Source organism: Pseudomonas sp. N040 (assembly GCF_015637705.1).
GTDB lineage: Bacteria > Pseudomonadota > Gammaproteobacteria > Pseudomonadales > Pseudomonadaceae > Aquipseudomonas.
On sequence record NZ_JADOBE010000001.1, the window covers coordinates 301,926 to 319,944 of the forward strand.

Annotated in this window: 20 protein-coding genes; 11 read left to right on the forward strand and 9 right to left on the reverse strand. The window is 63.3% G+C overall.

What is annotated here, in order from left to right:
• Positions 1-34 precede the first annotated feature (34 nt).
• Complete coding sequence (gene dadR / locus ISX93_RS01355; RefSeq protein WP_195776888.1) at positions 35-523, forward strand: transcriptional regulator DadR; 489 nt, start codon at positions 35-37, stop codon at positions 521-523.
• Positions 524-672: 149 nt separating this feature from the next.
• A complete protein-coding gene (locus ISX93_RS01360; protein ID WP_195776889.1) occupies positions 673-1,983 on the forward strand; it encodes an NAD(P)/FAD-dependent oxidoreductase in 1,311 nt (436 codons plus the stop codon).
• 43 nt (positions 1,984-2,026) lie between these two features.
• On the opposite strand, the gene ISX93_RS01365 is transcribed toward ISX93_RS01360, so the two are convergent.
• The gene (locus ISX93_RS01365; RefSeq protein ID WP_195776890.1) at positions 2,027-3,169 is read right to left on the reverse strand and encodes an MFS transporter; all 1,143 of its coding nucleotides are present in this window, start codon (positions 3,167-3,169) and stop codon (positions 2,027-2,029) included.
• A gap of 109 nt (positions 3,170-3,278) precedes the next feature.
• Entirely contained in the window at positions 3,279-4,772 is a 1,494-nt protein-coding gene (locus ISX93_RS01370) for an aldehyde dehydrogenase (protein ID WP_195776891.1), read from the reverse strand.
• Between the two features lie 326 nt (positions 4,773-5,098).
• On the opposite strand from ISX93_RS01370, the gene ISX93_RS01375 reads away from it, so the two are divergent.
• Positions 5,099-5,458, forward strand: coding sequence for a cupin domain-containing protein (locus ISX93_RS01375; protein ID WP_195776892.1), 360 nt, complete (start codon positions 5,099-5,101; stop codon positions 5,456-5,458).
• 101 nt (positions 5,459-5,559) lie between these two features.
• Here ISX93_RS01375 and rpmG read toward each other — a convergent pair whose 3' ends face one another.
• From rpmG to radC, 3 genes are all read right to left on the reverse strand, one after another.
• Positions 5,560-5,715 carry a 50S ribosomal protein L33 gene (gene rpmG, locus ISX93_RS01380; protein ID WP_090198319.1) on the reverse strand — a complete coding sequence of 52 codons (156 nt, stop codon included), beginning with the start codon at positions 5,713-5,715 and terminating at the stop codon, positions 5,560-5,562.
• Positions 5,716-5,725: 10 nt separating this feature from the next.
• Entirely contained in the window at positions 5,726-5,962 is a 237-nt protein-coding gene (gene rpmB / locus ISX93_RS01385) for a 50S ribosomal protein L28 (protein WP_195776893.1), read from the reverse strand.
• 216 nt (positions 5,963-6,178) lie between these two features.
• Positions 6,179-6,853 carry a RadC family protein gene (gene radC / locus ISX93_RS01390; protein ID WP_195776894.1) on the reverse strand — a complete coding sequence of 225 codons (675 nt, stop codon included), beginning with the start codon at positions 6,851-6,853 and terminating at the stop codon, positions 6,179-6,181.
• A 134-nt stretch (positions 6,854-6,987) separates the two neighbouring features.
• On the opposite strand from radC, the gene coaBC reads away from it, so the two are divergent.
• The 5 genes from coaBC to ISX93_RS01415 all read left to right on the forward strand — a co-directional run bounded on the left by coaBC (position 6,988) and on the right by ISX93_RS01415 (position 12,658).
• Entirely contained in the window at positions 6,988-8,196 is a 1,209-nt protein-coding gene (coaBC, locus tag ISX93_RS01395; protein WP_195776895.1) for a bifunctional phosphopantothenoylcysteine decarboxylase/phosphopantothenate--cysteine ligase CoaBC, read from the forward strand.
• A 2-nt stretch (positions 8,197-8,198) separates the two neighbouring features.
• The gene (dut, locus tag ISX93_RS01400) at positions 8,199-8,654 is read left to right on the forward strand and encodes a dUTP diphosphatase (RefSeq protein WP_195776896.1); all 456 of its coding nucleotides are present in this window, start codon (positions 8,199-8,201) and stop codon (positions 8,652-8,654) included.
• Between the two features lie 1,201 nt (positions 8,655-9,855).
• On the forward strand, positions 9,856-11,277 hold the full coding sequence (locus tag ISX93_RS17075; protein WP_374987644.1) for a phosphomannomutase/phosphoglucomutase: 1,422 nt from the start codon (positions 9,856-9,858) through the stop codon (positions 11,275-11,277).
• A gap of 20 nt (positions 11,278-11,297) precedes the next feature.
• Positions 11,298-12,200, forward strand: a complete 903-nt coding sequence (gene argB, locus ISX93_RS01410; protein WP_195776898.1) for an acetylglutamate kinase — start codon at positions 11,298-11,300, stop codon at positions 12,198-12,200.
• Positions 12,197-12,658 carry an acyl-CoA thioesterase gene (locus ISX93_RS01415; protein ID WP_195776899.1) on the forward strand — a complete coding sequence of 154 codons (462 nt, stop codon included), beginning with the start codon at positions 12,197-12,199 and terminating at the stop codon, positions 12,656-12,658. Before argB ends, ISX93_RS01415 begins: the two co-directional genes overlap by 4 nt.
• On the opposite strand, the gene ISX93_RS01420 is transcribed toward ISX93_RS01415, so the two are convergent.
• Both ISX93_RS01420 and pyrE read right to left on the reverse strand, forming a co-directional pair.
• Positions 12,649-13,239, reverse strand: coding sequence for a DUF4124 domain-containing protein (locus ISX93_RS01420; protein ID WP_195776900.1), 591 nt, complete (start codon positions 13,237-13,239; stop codon positions 12,649-12,651). The two genes, ISX93_RS01415 and ISX93_RS01420, sit on opposite strands and share 10 nt — an antisense overlap.
• An 18-nt stretch (positions 13,240-13,257) precedes the next feature.
• Positions 13,258-13,899 carry an orotate phosphoribosyltransferase gene (pyrE, locus tag ISX93_RS01425; RefSeq protein WP_195776901.1) on the reverse strand — a complete coding sequence of 214 codons (642 nt, stop codon included), beginning with the start codon at positions 13,897-13,899 and terminating at the stop codon, positions 13,258-13,260.
• Positions 13,900-13,991: 92 nt separating this feature from the next.
• Here pyrE and ISX93_RS01430 point away from each other — a divergent pair, with 92 nt between their 5' ends.
• Together ISX93_RS01430 and ISX93_RS01435 are read left to right on the forward strand one after the other, a co-directional pair.
• Positions 13,992-14,771, forward strand: a complete 780-nt coding sequence (locus ISX93_RS01430; RefSeq protein WP_195776902.1) for an exodeoxyribonuclease III — start codon at positions 13,992-13,994, stop codon at positions 14,769-14,771.
• A gap of 7 nt (positions 14,772-14,778) precedes the next feature.
• Positions 14,779-15,834 (forward strand): potassium channel family protein, encoded by a 1,056-nt coding sequence (locus ISX93_RS01435; protein WP_195776903.1) that lies wholly within the window; start codon positions 14,779-14,781, stop codon positions 15,832-15,834.
• A 26-nt stretch (positions 15,835-15,860) separates the two neighbouring features.
• On the opposite strand, the gene ISX93_RS01440 is transcribed toward ISX93_RS01435, so the two are convergent.
• Together ISX93_RS01440 and rph are read right to left on the reverse strand one after the other, a co-directional pair.
• On the reverse strand, positions 15,861-16,226 hold the full coding sequence (locus tag ISX93_RS01440; protein WP_195776904.1) for a DUF4870 domain-containing protein: 366 nt from the start codon (positions 16,224-16,226) through the stop codon (positions 15,861-15,863).
• 49 nt (positions 16,227-16,275) lie between these two features.
• Positions 16,276-17,001: a ribonuclease PH gene (gene rph, locus ISX93_RS01445; protein ID WP_195776905.1), complete on the reverse strand. Its 726-nt coding sequence runs from the start codon at positions 16,999-17,001 to the stop codon at positions 16,276-16,278.
• 141 nt (positions 17,002-17,142) lie between these two features.
• Here rph and ISX93_RS01450 point away from each other — a divergent pair, with 141 nt between their 5' ends.
• Positions 17,143-18,006 (forward strand): YicC/YloC family endoribonuclease, encoded by an 864-nt coding sequence (locus ISX93_RS01450; RefSeq protein WP_195776906.1) that lies wholly within the window; start codon positions 17,143-17,145, stop codon positions 18,004-18,006.
• Positions 18,007-18,019: the final 13 nt, after the last annotated feature.

Below are 18,019 nucleotides of genomic sequence, written 5' to 3' on the forward strand. Positions count from 1 at the left end.
CGGTACTCCAGGCCCTTTCACAGAGATATCCCCCATGCGCACCCAACACCAGAGTCGCCGCGAACTGGACAAGATCGACCGCAACATCCTGCGGATCCTGCAGGAAGAGGGGCGCATCAGCTTCACCGAACTGGGCGAGCGGGTCGGCCTGTCCACTACGCCCTGCACGGAACGGGTCCGCCGGCTGGAGCGCGAAGGGGTGATCATGGGTTACCACGCACGGCTCAGTCCGCAGCAACTCAAGGCCAGCCTGCTGGTGTTCGTCGAGATCAGCCTCGACTACAAGTCCGGCGACACCTTCGAGGAATTCCGCCGCGCCGTGCTGAAACTGCCCCATGTGCTCGAATGCCACCTGGTCAGCGGCGACTTCGACTACCTGGTCAAGGCGCGGATCAACGAGATGGCGTCCTACCGCAAGCTGCTCGGCGACATCCTGCTCAAGCTGCCGCACGTGCGCGAGTCGAAGAGCTATATCGTCATGGAGGAGGTCAAGGAGAGCCTGACGCTGCCGGTGCCGGACTGAGCGCGGCCAGCGCTGCACCGGCGAAACAGGCCGGACTGCTCATTATTCCTCGCGGAACAAGGTGTTTTTCCTGTTGTGCTCTTGGCGCCCCGGGGCTGTGCGCTTATCCTTTGTAAAATTTTGCAAACACCCAATACAGGATTTCACACATGCATGCCCCCGTTCATTCCGACCAGCACGCCGCCTCCTACTACGCTGCCTCGATCAATCGCAGCCTTGGCTGCGGCCGGCTGGAAGGCGACTCCAGCGCCGACGTGTGCATCATCGGCGGCGGCTTCTCCGGGCTGAACACCGCCATCGAACTGGCCGAACGCGGCCTGTCGGTGATCCTGCTGGAAGCGCACAAGATTGGCTGGGGCGCCAGCGGGCGCAATGGTGGCCAGCTGATTCGCGGGGTCGGTCACGACGTCGATCAATTCAAATCGGTGATCGGCGCCAGCGGCGTGCGCGACCTGAAATTGATGGGCCTCGAGGCCGTCGAGATCGTTCGCCAGCGTGTCGCAAAGTACAAAATAGACTGCGACCTGACCTGGGGCTACTGCGACCTGGCCAACAAGCCGGCGCACCTTGAAGGCTTTCAGGAAGATTTCGAAGAGCTGAAAAGCCTTGGTTACCGCCATGAGATGCGCCTGCTGCGGGCGGATGAAATGGCCAGCGTGGTCGGCTCCAGCCTGTATGCCGGTGGCATGATCGACATGGGCTCAGGCCATCTGCACCCGCTCAACCTGGCCATCGGCGAAGGACTGGCAGCGCAGTCACTGGGCGTGCGCCTGTGTGAGGACTCCGCCGTGACCCGCATCGACTATGGCCGCGAAGTGTGCGTGCACACCGCGCACGGCCGGGTTCGCGCGAAAACCCTGGTGCTGGCCTGCAACGCCTACATGAATGACTTGAACCCGGAGCTCGGCGGCAAGATTCTTCCGGCCGGCAGCTATGTCATCGCTACCGAGCAGCTCGGCGAATCCCTGGCCAGGCAGCTGATCCCGCAGAACATGGCGCTCTGCGACCAGCGCGTGACGGTGGATTACTTCCGCCTGTCCGCTGACAACCGCCTGCTGTTCGGTGGCGCCTGCCACTACTCGGGCCGCGACCCGGCCGACATCGCCGCCTACATGCGGCCGAAAATGCTCAAGGTGTTCCCGCAGCTGGCCGAGGTGAAGATCGACTACCAGTGGGGTGGCATGATCGGCATCGGTGCCAACCGCCTGCCGCAGATCGGCCGCCTCAAGGATCACGCCAACGTGTTCTACGCCCAGGCCTATGCCGGGCATGGCGTGAATGCCACCCACCTGGCGGGCAAGCTGTTGGGTGAGGCAATCAGCACGCAGCACAGCAGCGGTTTCGACGTCTTCGCCAAGGTGCCGCACATGACCTTCCCCGGCGGCAAGCATCTGCGTTCGCCCCTGCTGGCACTGGGCATGCTCTGGTATCGCGCCCGCGAGGCCGCTGGCCTGCTCTGAAGCACTCGCTGCAACTTGCCCGCCGCAATGGCGGGCAACGCTCTTAGCGCAAGCCCGGTTCGGCAAATGGTGGCCGGCGCAACGCCAGCACGACAAATCCCGCCGCCCCCAGCGCCATCAGCAGGGGCAAAGCGTGCCCGGTCAGCCACTGACTGGCGGCGCCGGTACTGACCGGGCCAAGCAGGCAACCCAGCCCCCACAACAGGGCCATGTGGGCATTGGCACGGACCAGCGCCATGTCACGATAATGCTGACCAACCATGATCAGCGCCAAGGTGTACAAGCCCCCCGCCGAGGCACCAAACAGCAACAGCAACGGCCACACCAGCGCGGTCTGCAACATGGCCGGGAGCGCCAGACTGCTGAACAGCAAAATCACCCCGCACAGCCGAAGCAGCAACGTGCGCGACATGCGATCCGCCAGCAAACCGATCGGCAACTGCAGCGCCGCGTCACCCACCACCACGATGCTGACCATCAGCAAAGCGCGATCCTGATCGAAACCTTCATGCAGCATGTAAACCGGCATCAAGGTCAGCACCATGGCCTCGAATGCGGCAAACAGCACCACTGCCCACGCAATGGTCGGCTGTGTGCGACAAAACTCACCAAGACCACCGCCGAACACGCTATGCCGATCCACCTTGGGCGCACCGGTCTGGCCGAGCAGCATCAGGCTGCCGAGTACCAGCAATATGATCGCCACCCAGAAACCCCGGTCATCCGCAGTGCCCAGCGCCGCCAGCAGCAACGGGCCTGACAGCTGACTCAGGGCAAAGCCAGTGCCATACAGGGCCACCAGGCGCCCGCGCAAATGCTCCTCGACCAGCTGATTGATCCAGCTTTCGCCAAGCACAAACACTACGCACAGGGTCATGCCGATCAGCAGCCGCATCAGTAACCACACCGGGTAATACGGCAGCACTGCCAGGACGGCCAACGACAGCGCACAGGCCAGCAAACAGCAGAACAGCGCACGCGAGACGCCCAGCCAACCCGCTAACGGCCCTGTCAGGCGCGAGCCAAGCAGCACGCCAATCGCCGGCATGCCGGCCATCACGCCGATGGCGAACTGGCCGTAACCCCAGCCCTCAAGCCGCAACGACACCAGCGGCAAACTGACCCCCAGCGCCAGGCCAACAATGACCATCGCACTGGTCAGGACAAGGTAGGTTCCCCAGCGCATAGCGCTCTCCCGCAGACGCATTGAAAAGCAAAAGGCCGGACTCCCCGACACAAGGAGATCCGGCCACAGGCCTGAGCTTTCCAGCCGACCCTGGTTGACGCCTGAAGCGCTACAGCTTGATCCAGGTGGCCTTGAGCTCGGTGTACTTGTCGAAGGCGTGCAGCGACTTGTCACGACCGTTGCCCGACTGCTTGAAGCCGCCGAACGGCGCGGTCATGTCGCCGCCGTCGTACTGGTTGACCCACATGCTGCCGACGCGCAAAGCCTTGGCCGCCAGGTGTGCCTTGGACAGGTTGCTGGTCCAGATCGCCGCGGCCAGGCCGTAGATGCTGTCGTTGGCGATAGCAATGGCTTCCTCGGTGCTGTCGAAGGTGATCACCGACAGCACCGGGCCGAAGATCTCTTCGGCAGCGATGCGCATGCTGTTGTTGACGTTGTCGAAGATGGTCGGCTCGACATAAACCCCGCCGGTTTCCTCCAGGGTGCGCTTGCCGCCGCACAGCAGCTTGGCGTTCTCGGCATGCCCGGCTTCGATGTAGGACAACACGCTGTTGAGGTGGCCGGTATCAACCAGCGCGCCGACGGTGGTGGCCGGGTCCAGGGCGTGACCGGCTTTCCAGCCTTTCATCGCTTCCAGCAGCAGGGCCATGAATTCATCTTTCACCGAACGCTCGATCAGCAGGCGCGAACCGGCGGTGCACATTTCGCCCTGGTTGAAGCAGATCGCCGCGGCGGCGGCTTCGGCCGCGGTTTTCAGGCACGGCGCATCGGCGAAGACGATGTTGGCACTCTTGCCGCCGGCTTCCAGCCAGACGCGCTTCATGTTCGATTCGCCGGCATAGATCATCAGTTGCTTGGCGATCTTGGTCGAACCGGTGAACACCAGGGTGTCGACGTCCATATGCAAGGCCAGCGCCTTGCCGACGGTGTGCCCGAAGCCCGGCAAAATGTTCAACACACCCGCGGGAATACCTGCCTCGATGGCCAGCTGGGCCAGGCGAATGGCGGTCAGCGGCGACTTCTCGGACGGCTTGACGATCACCGAGTTGCCGGTGGCCAGCGCCGGGCCGAGTTTCCAGCAGGTCATGATCAGCGGGAAGTTCCACGGCACGATGGCTGCGACCACGCCCACCGGCTCACGAGTGACCAGACCCAGTTCATTGTGCGGGGTGGCCGCGACTTCGTCGTAGATCTTGTCGATCGCCTCACCGCTCCAGCGGATCGCCCGCGAAGCGCCCGGCACGTCGACGCTCAGGGCATCGCCAATCGGCTTGCCCATGTCGAGGGTTTCCAGCAGTGCCAGTTCTTCGGCGTGCTGGTCCATCAGCGCGGCGAAACGAATCATCGCCTGCTTGCGCTTGACCGGCGCCAGGCGTGACCACACGCCCGACTCGAAGGTCGCGCGGGCATCGGCTACCGCCAGTTCGGCGTCGGCCAGGTCACAGCTGGCAACCTTGCCCAACAACCGGCCATCAACCGGACTGATGCAATCAAAGGTGGCTCCGGCAACCGCATCGGTGTACTGGCCATGGATGAAAGCGCGGCACTCAATGGCCAGCGTCTGGGCACGCTGCTCCCAGTCGGCACGGGTAAGGGAAGTCATTGGGGAATCCTCATATCGATAGAAGGCGGCAGCGGCTGGGCAGCCGAAGTGTCAATTATTCTGCAAGGACGGCGTACGTCCAGTCATGCGCGCAACCCTAAACCAGAGGTCCGGCATTTTCAATATAATTGACACTTTACGGGCAATATCGCCTTGTATTGTTCGTTTTGTTAAACATAAACTTCGACTTTAGCTGCTTCAGCCACACTCTGCCGCATGACGAAGAACCGGGCAGGTAGCAAATTTCAGCTGCAATTGATCGATATACGCAACGAACCCAGATCGAATCCGACCCCACATCCACCCACCCATTTCCGGACACGCGCATGAACATTGACCAGCTGATCAACTTCGCCGAAGCCACTACGCCTGCCGACAACTACCGCCCCGCCGCCGAAAAAATCCTCAAAGGCGATCCAGCCCAGAGCGTTCGCAATCACTACTCCAGCCCCTGCAAGCAGTTCCACGCAGGCATCTGGGAAGGTGCCGTCGGCCAGTGGAAAATCAATTACACCGAACATGAATACTGCGAAATCCTCCAAGGCGTCTCGGTGATTCGCGACCAGGATGGCAATGCCGCGACCTATCGCACCGGCGACCGCTTCGTTATTCCAGCAGGCTTCTCCGGCACCTGGGAAGTCTTGGAAGATACCCGCAAGGTCTATGTGATGTTCGAGCAGGCCTGATCGCACTAGCGTTTCATGGCGTTACTTTGGCCCGCCCCTGGCGGGCAATTTTTTTGCCAACAAAAAACCCGCCGAAGCGGGTTTTTCTGAAGCAGGATCAATTACTTGATCTTGGCTTCCTTGTACGGAACATGCTTACGCACAACAGGATCGAATTTCTTGATTTCGATCTTGTCGGGAGTGGTGCGCTTGTTCTTGTCGGTGGTGTAGAAGTGGCCGGTACCGGCACTGGACACCAAACGGATCAGTTCACGCATGACGAGCTCCTTAAACCTTTACGCCGCGAGCACGAAGCTCACTGAGAACGACATCAATGCCGCGCTTGTCGATGATACGCATACCCTTGGTCGAAACGCGCAGACGCACAAAACGGTTCTCGGTCTCGACCCAGAAACGGTGATGCTGCAGGTTCGGCAGGAAGCGACGACGGGTTTTGTTTTGTGCGTGGGAAATGTTATTCCCGGTAACCGGACCCTTACCGGTTACTTGACAGACTCTCGACATACCATCAGCCCTCTAAAACCACATGCCCAACCCGGCATGGGTTGGCTGCTTAAACTCAAAGTCATTTGGCGCTCTGCGCCACGTTTCTTCAGGGTCTTACCGGTCAACGTGCAGAACAGTGAGCCGGGCCCCTAGAAAAGAGCGCGCCTTTATATCAGAAAGCCCGGCACACAGCAAGAAATACGCACAAGCGAACTTGCCTGACCGCGCCCCGGCTCAGATCCAGCCCTGCTCGGCCATGGACAGGGGCTCGCCATCGCCGACAATGAAATGATCCAGCACCCGGACATCCACCAGCGCCAGCGCCTCCTGCAGGCGTTTGGTCAGCACGCGGTCAGCCTGGCTCGGCTCGGCGACGCCGGACGGATGGTTGTGGGTCAGGATCAGCGCCGCCGCATTGTGCGCCAGGGCGCGCTTGACCACCTGCCGCGGATACACGCTGGCGCCGTCGATGGAGCCATGGAACAGCACCTCGAACGCCAGCACCCGGTGCTTACTGTCGAGAAACAGGCAGGCGAAGACTTCATGCAGCTCATGCCGCAGGCAAGCCTTCAGGTAATCGCGCACTGCCTGCGGGCTCTCCAGTGCCGAGTCGCGGCGCAGGCGTTCGGCCAGATGGCGACGGGACATCTCCAGCACCGCCTGCAGCTGCGCATACTTTGCCGGGCCGAGCCCCAGATGGCGGGAAAAATCCGCCAGCGGCGCCTCCAGCAGCGCGCGCAGGCTGCCACAATCCGCCAGCAGCCGGCGCGCCAGATCCACCGCAGACAGTCCGGGCACGCCGGTGCGCAGAAATATCGCCAGCAGTTCCGCGTCACTCAGGGCTGCCGCGCCCTGTTCCAGCAACTTTTCCCGCGGCCGCTCGGCCGCCGGCCAGTCCCGAATGCTCATGTCACCTCCCTGTAGAGCCCGCGCCACTGCTCCGTTGCTGGCGCTGTGATAATGTAGCCGACGTTTATGGCGCCACAAGGCCTGCAACGGCCTGCCCGGCGCCATGTATCCCCAACACCGATCAAGGCGAGCCCATGCAACGGCTTTACAGGAAACGCGTTGTGCTTGGCGTAGGTGGCGGCATTGCCGCCTACAAGAGCGCCGAACTGGTGCGCCGACTGCGCGACCAGGGCGCCGAAGTCCGCGTCGTGATGACCCGCGGCGGCCGCGAATTCATTACCCCGCTGACCATGCAGGCGCTCTCCGGCAACCCGGTCATGCTCGACCTGCTCGACCCCGCGGCAGAAGCCGCCATGGGCCATATCGAGCTGGCCCGCTGGGCCGATCTGGTACTGATTGCGCCGGCCACCGCCGACCTCATGGCCCGCCTGGCACAAGGCATTGCCGATGACCTGCTGACCACCCTGGTACTGGCTACCGATGCGCCGATCGCCCTGGCGCCGGCGATGAACCAGGCCATGTGGCGCGACCCGGCGACCCAGCACAACAGCCAGCTCCTGCAATCACGCGGCATGCACCTGTTCGGCCCGGCGGCCGGCACCCAGGCCTGCGGCGATGTCGGCCCCGGACGCATGCTGGAAGCCGAGGAGCTGGCGCAGCGCGCCGCCGATACCTTCAAGCGGCAGCTGCTGACCGGCCAGCATGTGCTGATCACCGCCGGCCCGACCCAGGAAAATATCGACCCGGTGCGTTACATCACCAACCACAGCTCGGGCAAGATGGGCTTTGCGCTGGCCGAGGCTGCGGCAGAGGCGGGGGCGCGGGTAACCCTGGTCAGTGGCCCGGTGTTCCTGCCCACCCCCGACCGGGTCGAGCGGATCAACGTGGTCAGCGCGACCGAGATGCTGCACGCCTGCGAAGCGGCCATGCCCTGCGACCTGTTGATCGCCGCCGCCGCGGTGGCCGACTATCGCCCGCAGGTGATTGCCGAGCACAAGCTGAAGAAGGATCCGGCCAATGGCGATGGCCTGCTGCTGGAGCTGGTGCGCAACCCGGATATCCTCGCCACGCTAGCCGCCCGCAGCGACCGCCCCTTCAGCGTCGGCTTTGCCGCGGAAACGCAGAACCTGCTCGATTATGCCGCGCGCAAGCTGCGCGACAAGAACCTCGACCTGATCGTGGCCAATGACGTGGCCAACCCGAGCATCGGCTTCAACAGCGAGGACAATGCCATCACCGTGATTGACCGCGCCCTGCAGCCCACCAGCTTTGCCCTGACCAGCAAGAGCAAGATTGCCCGCCAGCTGATTTCCTTTATCGCCGACCGACTGAAGCAGAACTGACCATGCATAGCCTGCAAGCCAAGATTCTCGACCCGCGCCTGGGCAACCAGTTCCCCCTGCCGCAATACGCCACCCCCGGCTCGGCCGGGCTCGACCTGCGCGCCATGCTGCAGGCAGACCTGTGCCTGGAGCCCGGCCAAACCGTGCTGATCCCCACCGGCCTGGCGATCTACATTGCCGATCCGGGGCTGGCGGCGCTGATCCTGCCGCGCTCGGGGCTCGGTCATAAGCACGGCATCGTCCTGGGCAACCTGGTCGGCCTGATCGACTCCGACTATCAGGGCGAACTCATGGTGTCCTGCTGGAATCGCGGCCAGCAGGCTTTCACCATCGCCGTTGGCGAGCGCATCGCCCAGCTGATACTGGTGCCGGTGGTGCAGGCGCACTTCGAACTGGTCAGCAGCTTCGATGAAAGCCAGCGCGGCGCTGGCGGATTTGGCCATTCGGGAAGCAACTGACCGCAGCACCAGGGGACTCGCAGTGACAAGGCTCAAACGCAACAAGGCAGCTGCCGCACCAACCACGACCGCAGTAACCAGCAGCGCCCAGCCGGCGCTGAAAGCCCTGCTGCCCGGCCTCGGCATTGCCGCGGGCGGCTTGCTGGCGGCCATTCTGCTGCTCTGGTTCGGCATCCTCAGCGACAGCCGCCAGCTGCAGCTGGAACAGCTGACCCAGGCCTGGGGCCAGGCCCAGGCCAATGTGCTGCAGCAAGCGCTCAACCAGCTGAGCAACGATACCCAGCGGGCCGCCAGCAACCCGCAGCTGCTGCAGGCGCTGCACAGTGCAGACCCCGAGCAGATTGCCGCGGCCGAACGCAGTCTCGGTTACCTGGACGGGGTGGTGGATGCCCAACTGAACCTGAACGGGCAGGCGCTACCAAACAAACAGCGCGCCGCGCCGATGAACTTTGCCGCGCTGGACCTGCTGAAACGTGTTGAAAATGGCCAGCTGCCGGCGGCGGAAGCCTACCGGGTCGGCGACCGCTGGCTGATCTACAGCGTGGCCCCGCTGCGCATGGCGGCCGACCAGCCTGTTCAGGGCACCCTGCTGCTGGCGGTTGACCTGCAGCGCCTGCTCAAGCTGCTTCCCGCGATGCCACCCGGCACCGGCCAGTTTCAAGCGACCCAGCAGTTCGGCAATGCCCCGCCACAACAACTCTTCAGCCTCGGCGAGGAAACCCCGGGGCCTCGCACGCAGCTGTCCGGCAGCCATCCGCACTGGAAATTCAGCTTCACCCCAGGCCAGCCATCGCGGATAACCGCAGCATCGCTGCTGATACTGTTGCTGGCTGTACTGCTCGCCCTTGGCGGGGCCCTGCTGGGGCTGCGCGTGGTTACCAGCGCAGCCCGGCGAACCTTGGAAGCGGATACCGAGCAACTCCAACAGATGCTCGGCGAGCTGGCGTCCGGCAAGCCAGTGAAGCCCTTCAGCCTGTCCCTGCCAGCGCTCGACGAACTGGCCAAGAGCCTTGCCCAGCTGTCGCAGCGCCGCAGCGAGACGAACAGCAAGCCGGCACCCAAACCGGCGCCAGCCAAACCGGCACCGACAGCCGCGCCAGCAGAGCCGCCAGTGAGCCACGACACGCCAAGCGCTGAAACGACCGCACCGACCGATGTCCTTGATATTGATATCGACGAGGAAAATCTGCTTGCGCTCGACCTGAATGCAACCCAAGCAACAGCGCCAGCGGAAACCGAAGACCGGCGACCGGAGCTGCCCGCCAGTATTTTTCGCGCCTACGACATTCGCGGTGTTATCGGCACCACCCTGACCAGCCGCACGGCCTACTGGATTGGCCGGGCAATCGGCTCGGAAAGCCTGGCCCGCGGCGAGCCGTCGATCGTGGTCGGTCGCGACGGTCGCCTGTCCGGCCCCGAGCTGGTGCAGGCGCTGAGCCAGGGCCTGGTTGACTGTGGTTGCCGGGTGATCGACCTGGGCATGGTGCCAACCCCGGTACTGTATTTTGCGACCCACGTGCTGGAAGCCAGCTCCGGCGTGATGGTAACCGGCAGTCACAACCCGCCGGATTACAACGGCTTCAAGATCGTACTGGCCGGCAATACGCTGGCCAACGAGGAGATTACCGCGCTGCACACGCGGATCCAGCATGACGATCTGGCCAGCGGGGCAGGCAGCCTGGAGCAGCAGGACATCCTCGAGCGCTACTTCCGCCAGATCAGCGACGACATTGCCATCGCCAAGACCCTGAAAGTGGTGGTTGACTGCGGCAATGGCGTGGCCGGGGTGATTGCCCCGCGCCTGCTCGAAGCGCTCGGCTGCACCGTTATTCCGCTGTTCTGCGAGGTAGACGGCAACTTCCCCAACCACCACCCGGATCCGGGCAAACTGGAAAACCTGCAGGACCTGATCGCCAAGGTCAAACAAGAGGGCGCCGACCTCGGCCTGGCCTTCGACGGTGATGGCGACCGCGTCGGCGTGGTGACCAACCAGGGCAACATGATTTACCCGGATCGGCTGATGATGCTGTTTGCCAAGGACGTGGTCTCGCGCAACCCGGGGGCCGACGTGATCTTCGACGTCAAGTGCAGCCGCCGCCTGAGCTCGCTGATCCGCAGCTACGGCGGCCGGCCGATCATGTGGAAAACCGGGCACTCCCTGATCAAGCAGAAGATGAAGGAAACCGGTGCCCTGCTGGCCGGTGAAATGAGCGGGCACATCTTCTTCAAGGAGCGCTGGTTCGGCTTCGATGACGGCATCTACAGTGCCGCCCGCCTGCTGGAAATTCTCAGCCTGGAAACACGCGATGCCGAGCTGGTCTTTGCCAGCTTTGCCAGCGGATTGTCGACGCCGGAAATCAACATCGCGGTCACCGACGAGAACAAGTTCGAGCTGATCGAGCGCCTGCAGACCCAGGGCCAGTGGGGTGAAGCCAACCTCACCCTGCTCGACGGCATCCGTGCCGATTACGCCAAGGGCTGGGGCCTGGTACGCGCCTCCAACACCACCCCGGTACTGGTACTGCGCTTCGAGGCCGACAGCAGCGAAGAGCTGGAGCGCATCCAGGATGTGTTCCGCGCGCAACTACAGCAGGTCGCGCCCGACCTGAACCTGACCTTCTGACCCCCGATACGGAGCCCCACATGCTCAGCCGCGACGCCGCCACCCAAGTAGCCCAGGTCCTTTCCGAAGCCCTGCCGTACATCCGCCGCTTTGTCGGCAAGACCCTGGTGATCAAATACGGCGGCAACGCCATGGAAAGCGAAGAACTCAAGGAAGGCTTCGCCCGCGACATCGTGCTGATGAAAGCGGTCGGCATCAACCCGGTGGTGGTGCACGGCGGCGGCCCGCAGATCGGCGACCTGCTCAAGCGCCTGGCGATCGAGAGCCACTTCATCGACGGCATGCGCGTCACCGATGCGCAAACCATGGACGTGGTGGAGATGGTCCTGGGTGGCCAGGTCAACAAGGACATCGTCAACCTGATCAACCGCCACGGCGGCAGCGCCATCGGCCTGACCGGCAAGGATGCGCAGCTGATCCGCGCGAAGAAACTCTCGGTGACCCGCCAGACCCCGGAAATGACCCAGCCGGAAATCATCGACATCGGCCATGTCGGCGAGGTCACTGCAGTCAATACCGACCTGATCAACATGCTGGTCAAGGGCGACTTCATTCCGGTGATCGCGCCGATCGGTGTCGGCCCGGCAGGCGAGTCCTACAACATCAATGCCGATCTGGTCGCCGGCAAGGTGGCCGAGGCGCTCCAGGCGGAAAAGCTCATGCTGCTGACCAACATCGCCGGGCTGATGGACAAGCAGGGCCGGGTGCTCACCGGGCTGACTACCGAACAGGTAGATGCGCTGATCGCCGACGGCACCATCTACGGCGGCATGCTGCCGAAGATTCGCTGTGCACTGGAAGCGGTGCAGGGCGGCGTCACCAGTGCCCACATCATCGATGGCCGGGTACCGCATGCCGTGCTGCTGGAAATCTTCACCGACAGCGGTGTCGGCACCCTGATCAGCAACTGCACGCCGGCATGAAAGCGCTCCTGCAGCGCAGCGACTTCCGCCACCTGCACCCCTTGCGCGTGCGCTGGGCGGAAGTCGACCCACAGGGCATCGTGTTCAACGGCAACTACCTGACTTACGCCGATGTCGGCATCACCGAATACTTCCGCGCCCTGGGCATCGCCTTTCCCACCGACCTGGCGCGCGACGGGACGGACTTCTTTGCCGTCCGGACACTGCTGGAGTACCTGGCGCCCGCGCGTTTTGACGACGAAATTGCAGTGGGTATCCGGGTCAGCCGGCTGGGCCGCTCGAGCATGACCTTCAGTCTGGGGATCTGGCGCGGCGACAGCGCACTGACTTCGGGCGAGATCGTTTATGTGCTGGCCGACCCGCTCAGCCGCAGCAGCCGCGCGCTGCCCGACTGGCTACGGGCGAAAGTCCGCGGCTTCGAGGTGCTGCCGCCGGCAGAGCAGGCGTCTCAGGGCTGACGGCCGAGGATCTCGCCGAGCCGCACCCGATCCGCAGCGAAGCTGGCTTGCGCTTGCGCGCGCACGGCCATGTAGCGGGCAATATCCTTGTCCAGGCGGGCCTGCTCAAACTGCAGGTCATTGATCTGGCTGACCAGCTGTGCTGGAACCTCGTGCCCGGAACGCTCCAGCTCGGCGGCCTGTTTCTGCAGTTTGTCCTGCTGGTTGGTCAGCGACAGCTGGTTGCCCTTGACCACGCTGATCATGCCATCGACTTCTGCCAGCTTGCGCTCGAGCGCCCGGTCAATATCTTCCTGGCTGGAATAGAGCTGCAGCAGCTGCGCATCGGAATTGGCCCGCGCCTTCTCCTCGGCCTGGCGCTGGCGTTCGGCCGCGCTTGGCGCCGGGGGTACTACCTTGATTACCCGGCCCTGCTCATTCAGCACCTGGTAACCGTTGCCAATGAACTGCGGCGGGACGCCCTGGCGATCGAGCACCGGCTGGCCACTGGCATTCGTATAGCGATAGATCTCCGCGGCGCCGCTCAGCAATGGCAGCAGCAACCCAACCAGCAAGGTGATGCGGGCAAGTACCACAGCCATACCGGCCTCCCTGTTCAATCAGACACCGTATTGCGCACGATAGGCTTCGACCGCGGGCAGATACTGCTTCAGTGAAGCATCCCCGGCCAGATAAACAATCAGCTGGTCCAGGCTGACGATACTCACTACCGGCATGCCGAAATCCTGCTCGACTTCCTGAATCGCCGACAGCTCGCCCTTGCCGCGTTCCTGGCGGTTCAGCGCAATCAGTACCCCGGCCGCCGTCGCGCCCTGCGCCTGAATGATCTGCATCACTTCACGGATCGCCGTACCGGCAGTAATCACGTCATCCACGATCAGTACCCGACCCTGCAGCGGGGCGCCGACCAGCGTGCCACCCTCGCCATGGGCCTTGGCTTCCTTGCGGTTGAAGCACCAGGGCAGGTCGCGCCCGTGCCGCTCGGCCAGCGCCACGGCAGTAGCGGTCGCCAGCGGGATACCCTTGTAGGCCGGACCGAACAGCACATCGAAGGCAATCCCGCTGGCCACCACGGCCTCGGCATAGAACCGCCCCAGCTGCGCCAGCGCCATACCGCTGTTGAACAGCCCGGCATTGAAGAAGTACGGGCTCACCCGGCCCGACTTGAGGGTGAACTCGCCAAAGCGCAAAACCCCGCGCTCGATGGCAAAGCGGATGAATTCGCGCTGGTATGTGTGCATGCAAAGCCCCGAACGGCATGGACTGGCCATGTATTTAGCTAATTGGAAGTGAGCTCGGCTATGATACACGCACGCCTTTGGGGGGGCCATTTATGCGGATCATCAGCCTGAACGTGAACGGAATTCTGCCAGCAGTCGAACAGGGACTGTTCAGCTGGCTGCAGGCGCAGAATGCCGACGTGATCTGCCTGCAGGATACCCGCGCCACCCTGTCCGACTTCGATGAGCCCTCCCTGCAGATGGATGGCTATTTTGTCTATGCCTGCGATGCCGAAGTGCCCAGCCAGGGCGGCGTCGCCATCTATTCGCGGCTGCAACCCAAGGCGGTGATTACCGGGCTCGGTTTCGAGTCGGCGGATCGCTACGGCCGTTACCTGCAGGCCGATTTCGACAAGGTCAGCATCGCCAGCCTGCTGCTGCCCTCCGGCTTTTCCGGCGACGCCAGCCTGAACCAGAAATTCAAGTTCATGGACGACCTGGCGCAATACCTGGGCAAGCAGCGGCGCAAGCGACGTGAATACATCTACTGTGCTTCGCTGTTTGTTGCCCACCAGAAACTCGACGCCAAGAACTGGCGCGACTGCCAGCAACAACCGGGCTTTCTCGCCCCCGAACGGGCCTGGATGGATGAAGTACTGGGCAATCTGGAATACGTCGATGCCCTGCGCGAAGTCAGCCGCGAAGGCGACCAGTTCAGCTGGTGGCCGGATACCGAGCAGGCCGAACTGCTCAACCTGGGCTTCCGCTTCGATTACCAGCTGCTGACCCCCGGCCTCCGCCGCTTTGTGCGCAATGCGCGCCTGCCGCGCCAGCCCAGGTTCTCCCGGCACGCACCACTGCTGGTCGACTACGACTGGACCCTGAGTACCTGACCAGGCCATGCAAAAGCTGCAAAAGCGCAAACAGGTGTTCCACATACCGGGGCGGATCACCCAGCTGCCGCGCATTCGCAAGCGCATCATGGCGGCCATTGCGTTGCTGCTGATGATGCACCTGATTGGCGCTGCCGGCTTTTATGCCCTGTCGGACCGGCCGGTCAGTTTCTCCGACGCTCTGCACATGACCATGATCACCATCACCACAGTCGGTTATGGCGAGGTGATCCCGCTGAACACCCTCGGCGAGCGATTGTTCGCCGGTATCTTCGCCATCGCCGGGTTCGGCACCATTACCTTCCTCTTTACCAGTCTCGCAACCTTCTTTCTCGAGAGCGATCTGGACTACAGTCTGCGCAGGCGTCGTATGGAAAAAGCCATCAAGAAACTCAGCAACCACTACATTGTCTGCGGCTTTGGCCGGGTCGGCTGCAACGTCGCCCATGAGCTGGTACTTACCCGCCGTCGCTTCGTCGTCATCGACCTGGACGAGCATCGGCTGCTGGAGCAGCTCGAGCACTTTCCCGATCTGCTCTATCTGCATGGCGACGCCAGCGACGACGAACTGCTGCTGACGGGTGACATCGCCGATGCCGCCGGGGTGTTTGCCGTCACCGGCGATGACAGCCTCAACCTGATGATCGTCATCACCGCCCGCCAGCTCAATCCGGAGGTGCGCATCGTGGCGCGCTGCCACGAAATCCGCAACGCGCAGAAAATGCGCAAAGCCGGCGCCGATGTGGTCATTTCACCGGACTTCAGCGGCGGCATGCGCATCGCCGCGTCGATGATCCGCCCGCATGTAGTGAACTTTCTCGACGAAATGCTGCGCTCGGAACAGAAGATTCGCCTGGAGGAGCTTGTGCTGGAGCAGCATCATCGGCTGTGCAGCGTCGGCGAACTGCGCGAGCGCTGCCCGGGCTGCGTGATGGTGGCCCTGAAGAGCGGTGAAGACTTTGTCTTCAATCCCTCAGACCATCTCATGCTGACGCCGGGTCAGGTGCTGATCACCATGGTGCCGCCAGACGGTCGCAGCGAACTGCTGGATGCCCTCAACTAAGCCGACGTGGCAGTGCCAACCGCGGCTCAGCGCAGCAGCCGCCAGGAGAACGGGTAGCGGTACGCCTGGCCTTCATTGGCCTTGATGCCGGCAATCGCCGTCAACACCACCGCCGCCACCGAAACCAGCGCCAGCAGCGGGAAGCCGATCACCACCACCATCAGCAGAAAGCACAGCGCGGCGGCCAGCGCGACGCTGATCTGGAAGTTCAGGGCTTCCTTGCCCTGCTCATCGACAAACGGATGCAGGTCTTTCTTGATCTGCCAGACGATCAGCGGGCCGAGCAGATTGCCAAACGGGAAGATCAGCCCGAAAAATGCCGCGAAGTGGCAGAACATGGCCCACTGCCGGACTTCCGGACTCAGCTCTGGTTGCAGGTTTTGCTCATTCATACACATCTCTCCGGCAGGTTCTGTCCATCAGTGAAAAGTCGCCCGCAGCTTACACGGGATCCTGCATGGCCAACTGCTGCAGTTCGAACAAGCGCTGCAGGCCATCCCGCGCCAGGTCAAGCATGGCGGTCAGTTCCTCGGCATGGAAGGGTGCACCCTCGGCCGTGCCCTGGACTTCGATGAAGCCGCCGGCACTGGTCATCACCACATTCAGGTCGGTTTCCGCGGCCGAGTCTTCCGGGTAATCCAGATCGAGTACCGGCACGCCCTGGTAGATCCCCACGGAAACCGCGGCGACCATCTGCTTGAGCGGCTCGCCTTTCAGCGCGCCGCGCTTCTTCAGCAGCTTCAGCGCATCGAGCAAGGCCACCATGGCGCCGGTGATCGACGCCGTGCGGGTACCGCCGTCGGCCTGGATCACATCGCAATCGATATAGATGGTGTTCTCGCCCAGCTTGCTCATGTCCAGTGCGGCGCGCAGCGAACGGCCGATCAGGCGCTGGATTTCCAGGGTGCGGCCACCCTGCTTGCCGCGACTGGCTTCGCGATGGTTACGCTCGCCGGTAGCCCGTGGCAGCATGCCGTACTCCGCCGTCAGCCAGCCTTGCCCCTGGCCCTTGAGGAAGCGCGGAACCCCGGACTCGACACTCGCCGTGCAAATCACCTTGGTATCGCCAAACTCGACCAGCACCGAGCCTTCGGCATGCTTGGTGTAATTCCGGGTAATACGGATCTGGCGCAGCTCATCGGCCGCGCGGCCACTGGGACGTTTCATCGGGAGTACCTGCAAGGGAGGAAAATCTGCCGGCATTATACGGTCAAGCACAGCAGAGCACAGCGCCGGATTGGGCCAGACCCGCGCACTGCGTTACAATCGCGGCCCTTGAACCCAGTTGCCACGCCAGGAGGCGCCAGCATGGTGCACAGCATGACCGCATTTGCCCGCGTCGAGCAAAGCAGCCCGCAGGGCACCCTCAGCTGGGAGATCCGCTCGGTCAACCATCGCTACCTGGAGCCGCACCTGCGCCTGCCGGAAGCCTTCCGCGACCTCGAAGGCAGCGTGCGCGAAGCCCTGCGCCAGGGCCTGTCGCGCGGCAAGGTCGAATGCACCCTGCGCCTGGCGGAGGACGCCAGCGGCAAACCGCTGCAGATTGACCGCGACCGCGCGGCCCAGCTGGTGGCTGCCGCGGAAAGCATCGCCGGCCTGATCAGCCAGCCGGCCCCGCTCAATCCACTGGAAGTCCTGGCCTGGCCGGGCGTGCTGGTGGCCGACGCCACCGACCCGCAGGCGCAGAATAGCGCCGCCCTGCTGCTGTTCGGCCAGGCCCTGGAAGAGTTGCGCAGCGGTCGCGCGCGCGAAGGTGCCGAGCTGGCCCGCCTGCTCAACGAGCGCCTGGAGCAGATGCGCGGAGAGATCGCCAGCCTGCGCGAACTGGTTCCGCAGATGCTGGCCAGCCAGCGGCAGAAGATTCTCGAACGCTGCAGGGACATGCAGGTCGAGCTCGACCCGCAACGCCTGGAGCAGGAAATGGTCCTGCTGGCGCAAAAGAGTGATGTCGCCGAAGAACTGGATCGCCTCAGCACCCACGTCAGCGAAGTGCGCCGTGTGCTGCAGGCGGGCGGGGCGGCGGGACGGCGCCTGGACTTCCTCATGCAGGAGCTCAACCGCGAAGCCAACACCCTCGGCTCCAAGGCATTCGATCCACGCTCCACGCAGGCTGCCGTCACCCTCAAGGTGCTGATCGAGCAGATGCGCGAGCAAGTCCAGAACATAGAGTGAGGCGCAGGCCCGA

Excerpts from the sequence above, each read along its gene's own strand:
- dadR (WP_195776888.1), top strand. The coding sequence starts at position 35 with ATGCGCACCCAACACCAGAGTCGCCGCGAACTGGACAAGATCGACCGC.
- ISX93_RS01360 (WP_195776889.1), top strand. The coding sequence starts at position 673 with ATGCATGCCCCCGTTCATTCCGACCAGCACGCCGCCTCCTACTACGCT.
- ISX93_RS01365 (WP_195776890.1), bottom strand. The coding sequence starts at position 3,169 with ATGCGCTGGGGAACCTACCTTGTCCTGACCAGTGCGATGGTCATTGTT.
- ISX93_RS01370 (WP_195776891.1), bottom strand. The coding sequence starts at position 4,772 with ATGACTTCCCTTACCCGTGCCGACTGGGAGCAGCGTGCCCAGACGCTG.
- ISX93_RS01375 (WP_195776892.1), top strand. The coding sequence starts at position 5,099 with ATGAACATTGACCAGCTGATCAACTTCGCCGAAGCCACTACGCCTGCC.
- rpmG (WP_090198319.1), bottom strand. The coding sequence starts at position 5,715 with ATGCGTGAACTGATCCGTTTGGTGTCCAGTGCCGGTACCGGCCACTTC.
- rpmB (WP_195776893.1), bottom strand. The coding sequence starts at position 5,962 with ATGTCGAGAGTCTGTCAAGTAACCGGTAAGGGTCCGGTTACCGGGAAT.
- radC (WP_195776894.1), bottom strand. The coding sequence starts at position 6,853 with ATGAGCATTCGGGACTGGCCGGCGGCCGAGCGGCCGCGGGAAAAGTTG.
- coaBC (WP_195776895.1), top strand. The coding sequence starts at position 6,988 with ATGCAACGGCTTTACAGGAAACGCGTTGTGCTTGGCGTAGGTGGCGGC.
- dut (WP_195776896.1), top strand. The coding sequence starts at position 8,199 with ATGCATAGCCTGCAAGCCAAGATTCTCGACCCGCGCCTGGGCAACCAG.
- argB (WP_195776898.1), top strand. The coding sequence starts at position 11,298 with ATGCTCAGCCGCGACGCCGCCACCCAAGTAGCCCAGGTCCTTTCCGAA.
- ISX93_RS01415 (WP_195776899.1), top strand. The coding sequence starts at position 12,197 with ATGAAAGCGCTCCTGCAGCGCAGCGACTTCCGCCACCTGCACCCCTTG.
- ISX93_RS01420 (WP_195776900.1), bottom strand. The coding sequence starts at position 13,239 with ATGGCTGTGGTACTTGCCCGCATCACCTTGCTGGTTGGGTTGCTGCTG.
- pyrE (WP_195776901.1), bottom strand. The coding sequence starts at position 13,899 with ATGCACACATACCAGCGCGAATTCATCCGCTTTGCCATCGAGCGCGGG.
- ISX93_RS01430 (WP_195776902.1), top strand. The coding sequence starts at position 13,992 with ATGCGGATCATCAGCCTGAACGTGAACGGAATTCTGCCAGCAGTCGAA.
- ISX93_RS01435 (WP_195776903.1), top strand. The coding sequence starts at position 14,779 with ATGCAAAAGCTGCAAAAGCGCAAACAGGTGTTCCACATACCGGGGCGG.
- ISX93_RS01440 (WP_195776904.1), bottom strand. The coding sequence starts at position 16,226 with ATGAATGAGCAAAACCTGCAACCAGAGCTGAGTCCGGAAGTCCGGCAG.
- rph (WP_195776905.1), bottom strand. The coding sequence starts at position 17,001 with ATGAAACGTCCCAGTGGCCGCGCGGCCGATGAGCTGCGCCAGATCCGT.
- ISX93_RS01450 (WP_195776906.1), top strand. The coding sequence starts at position 17,143 with ATGGTGCACAGCATGACCGCATTTGCCCGCGTCGAGCAAAGCAGCCCG.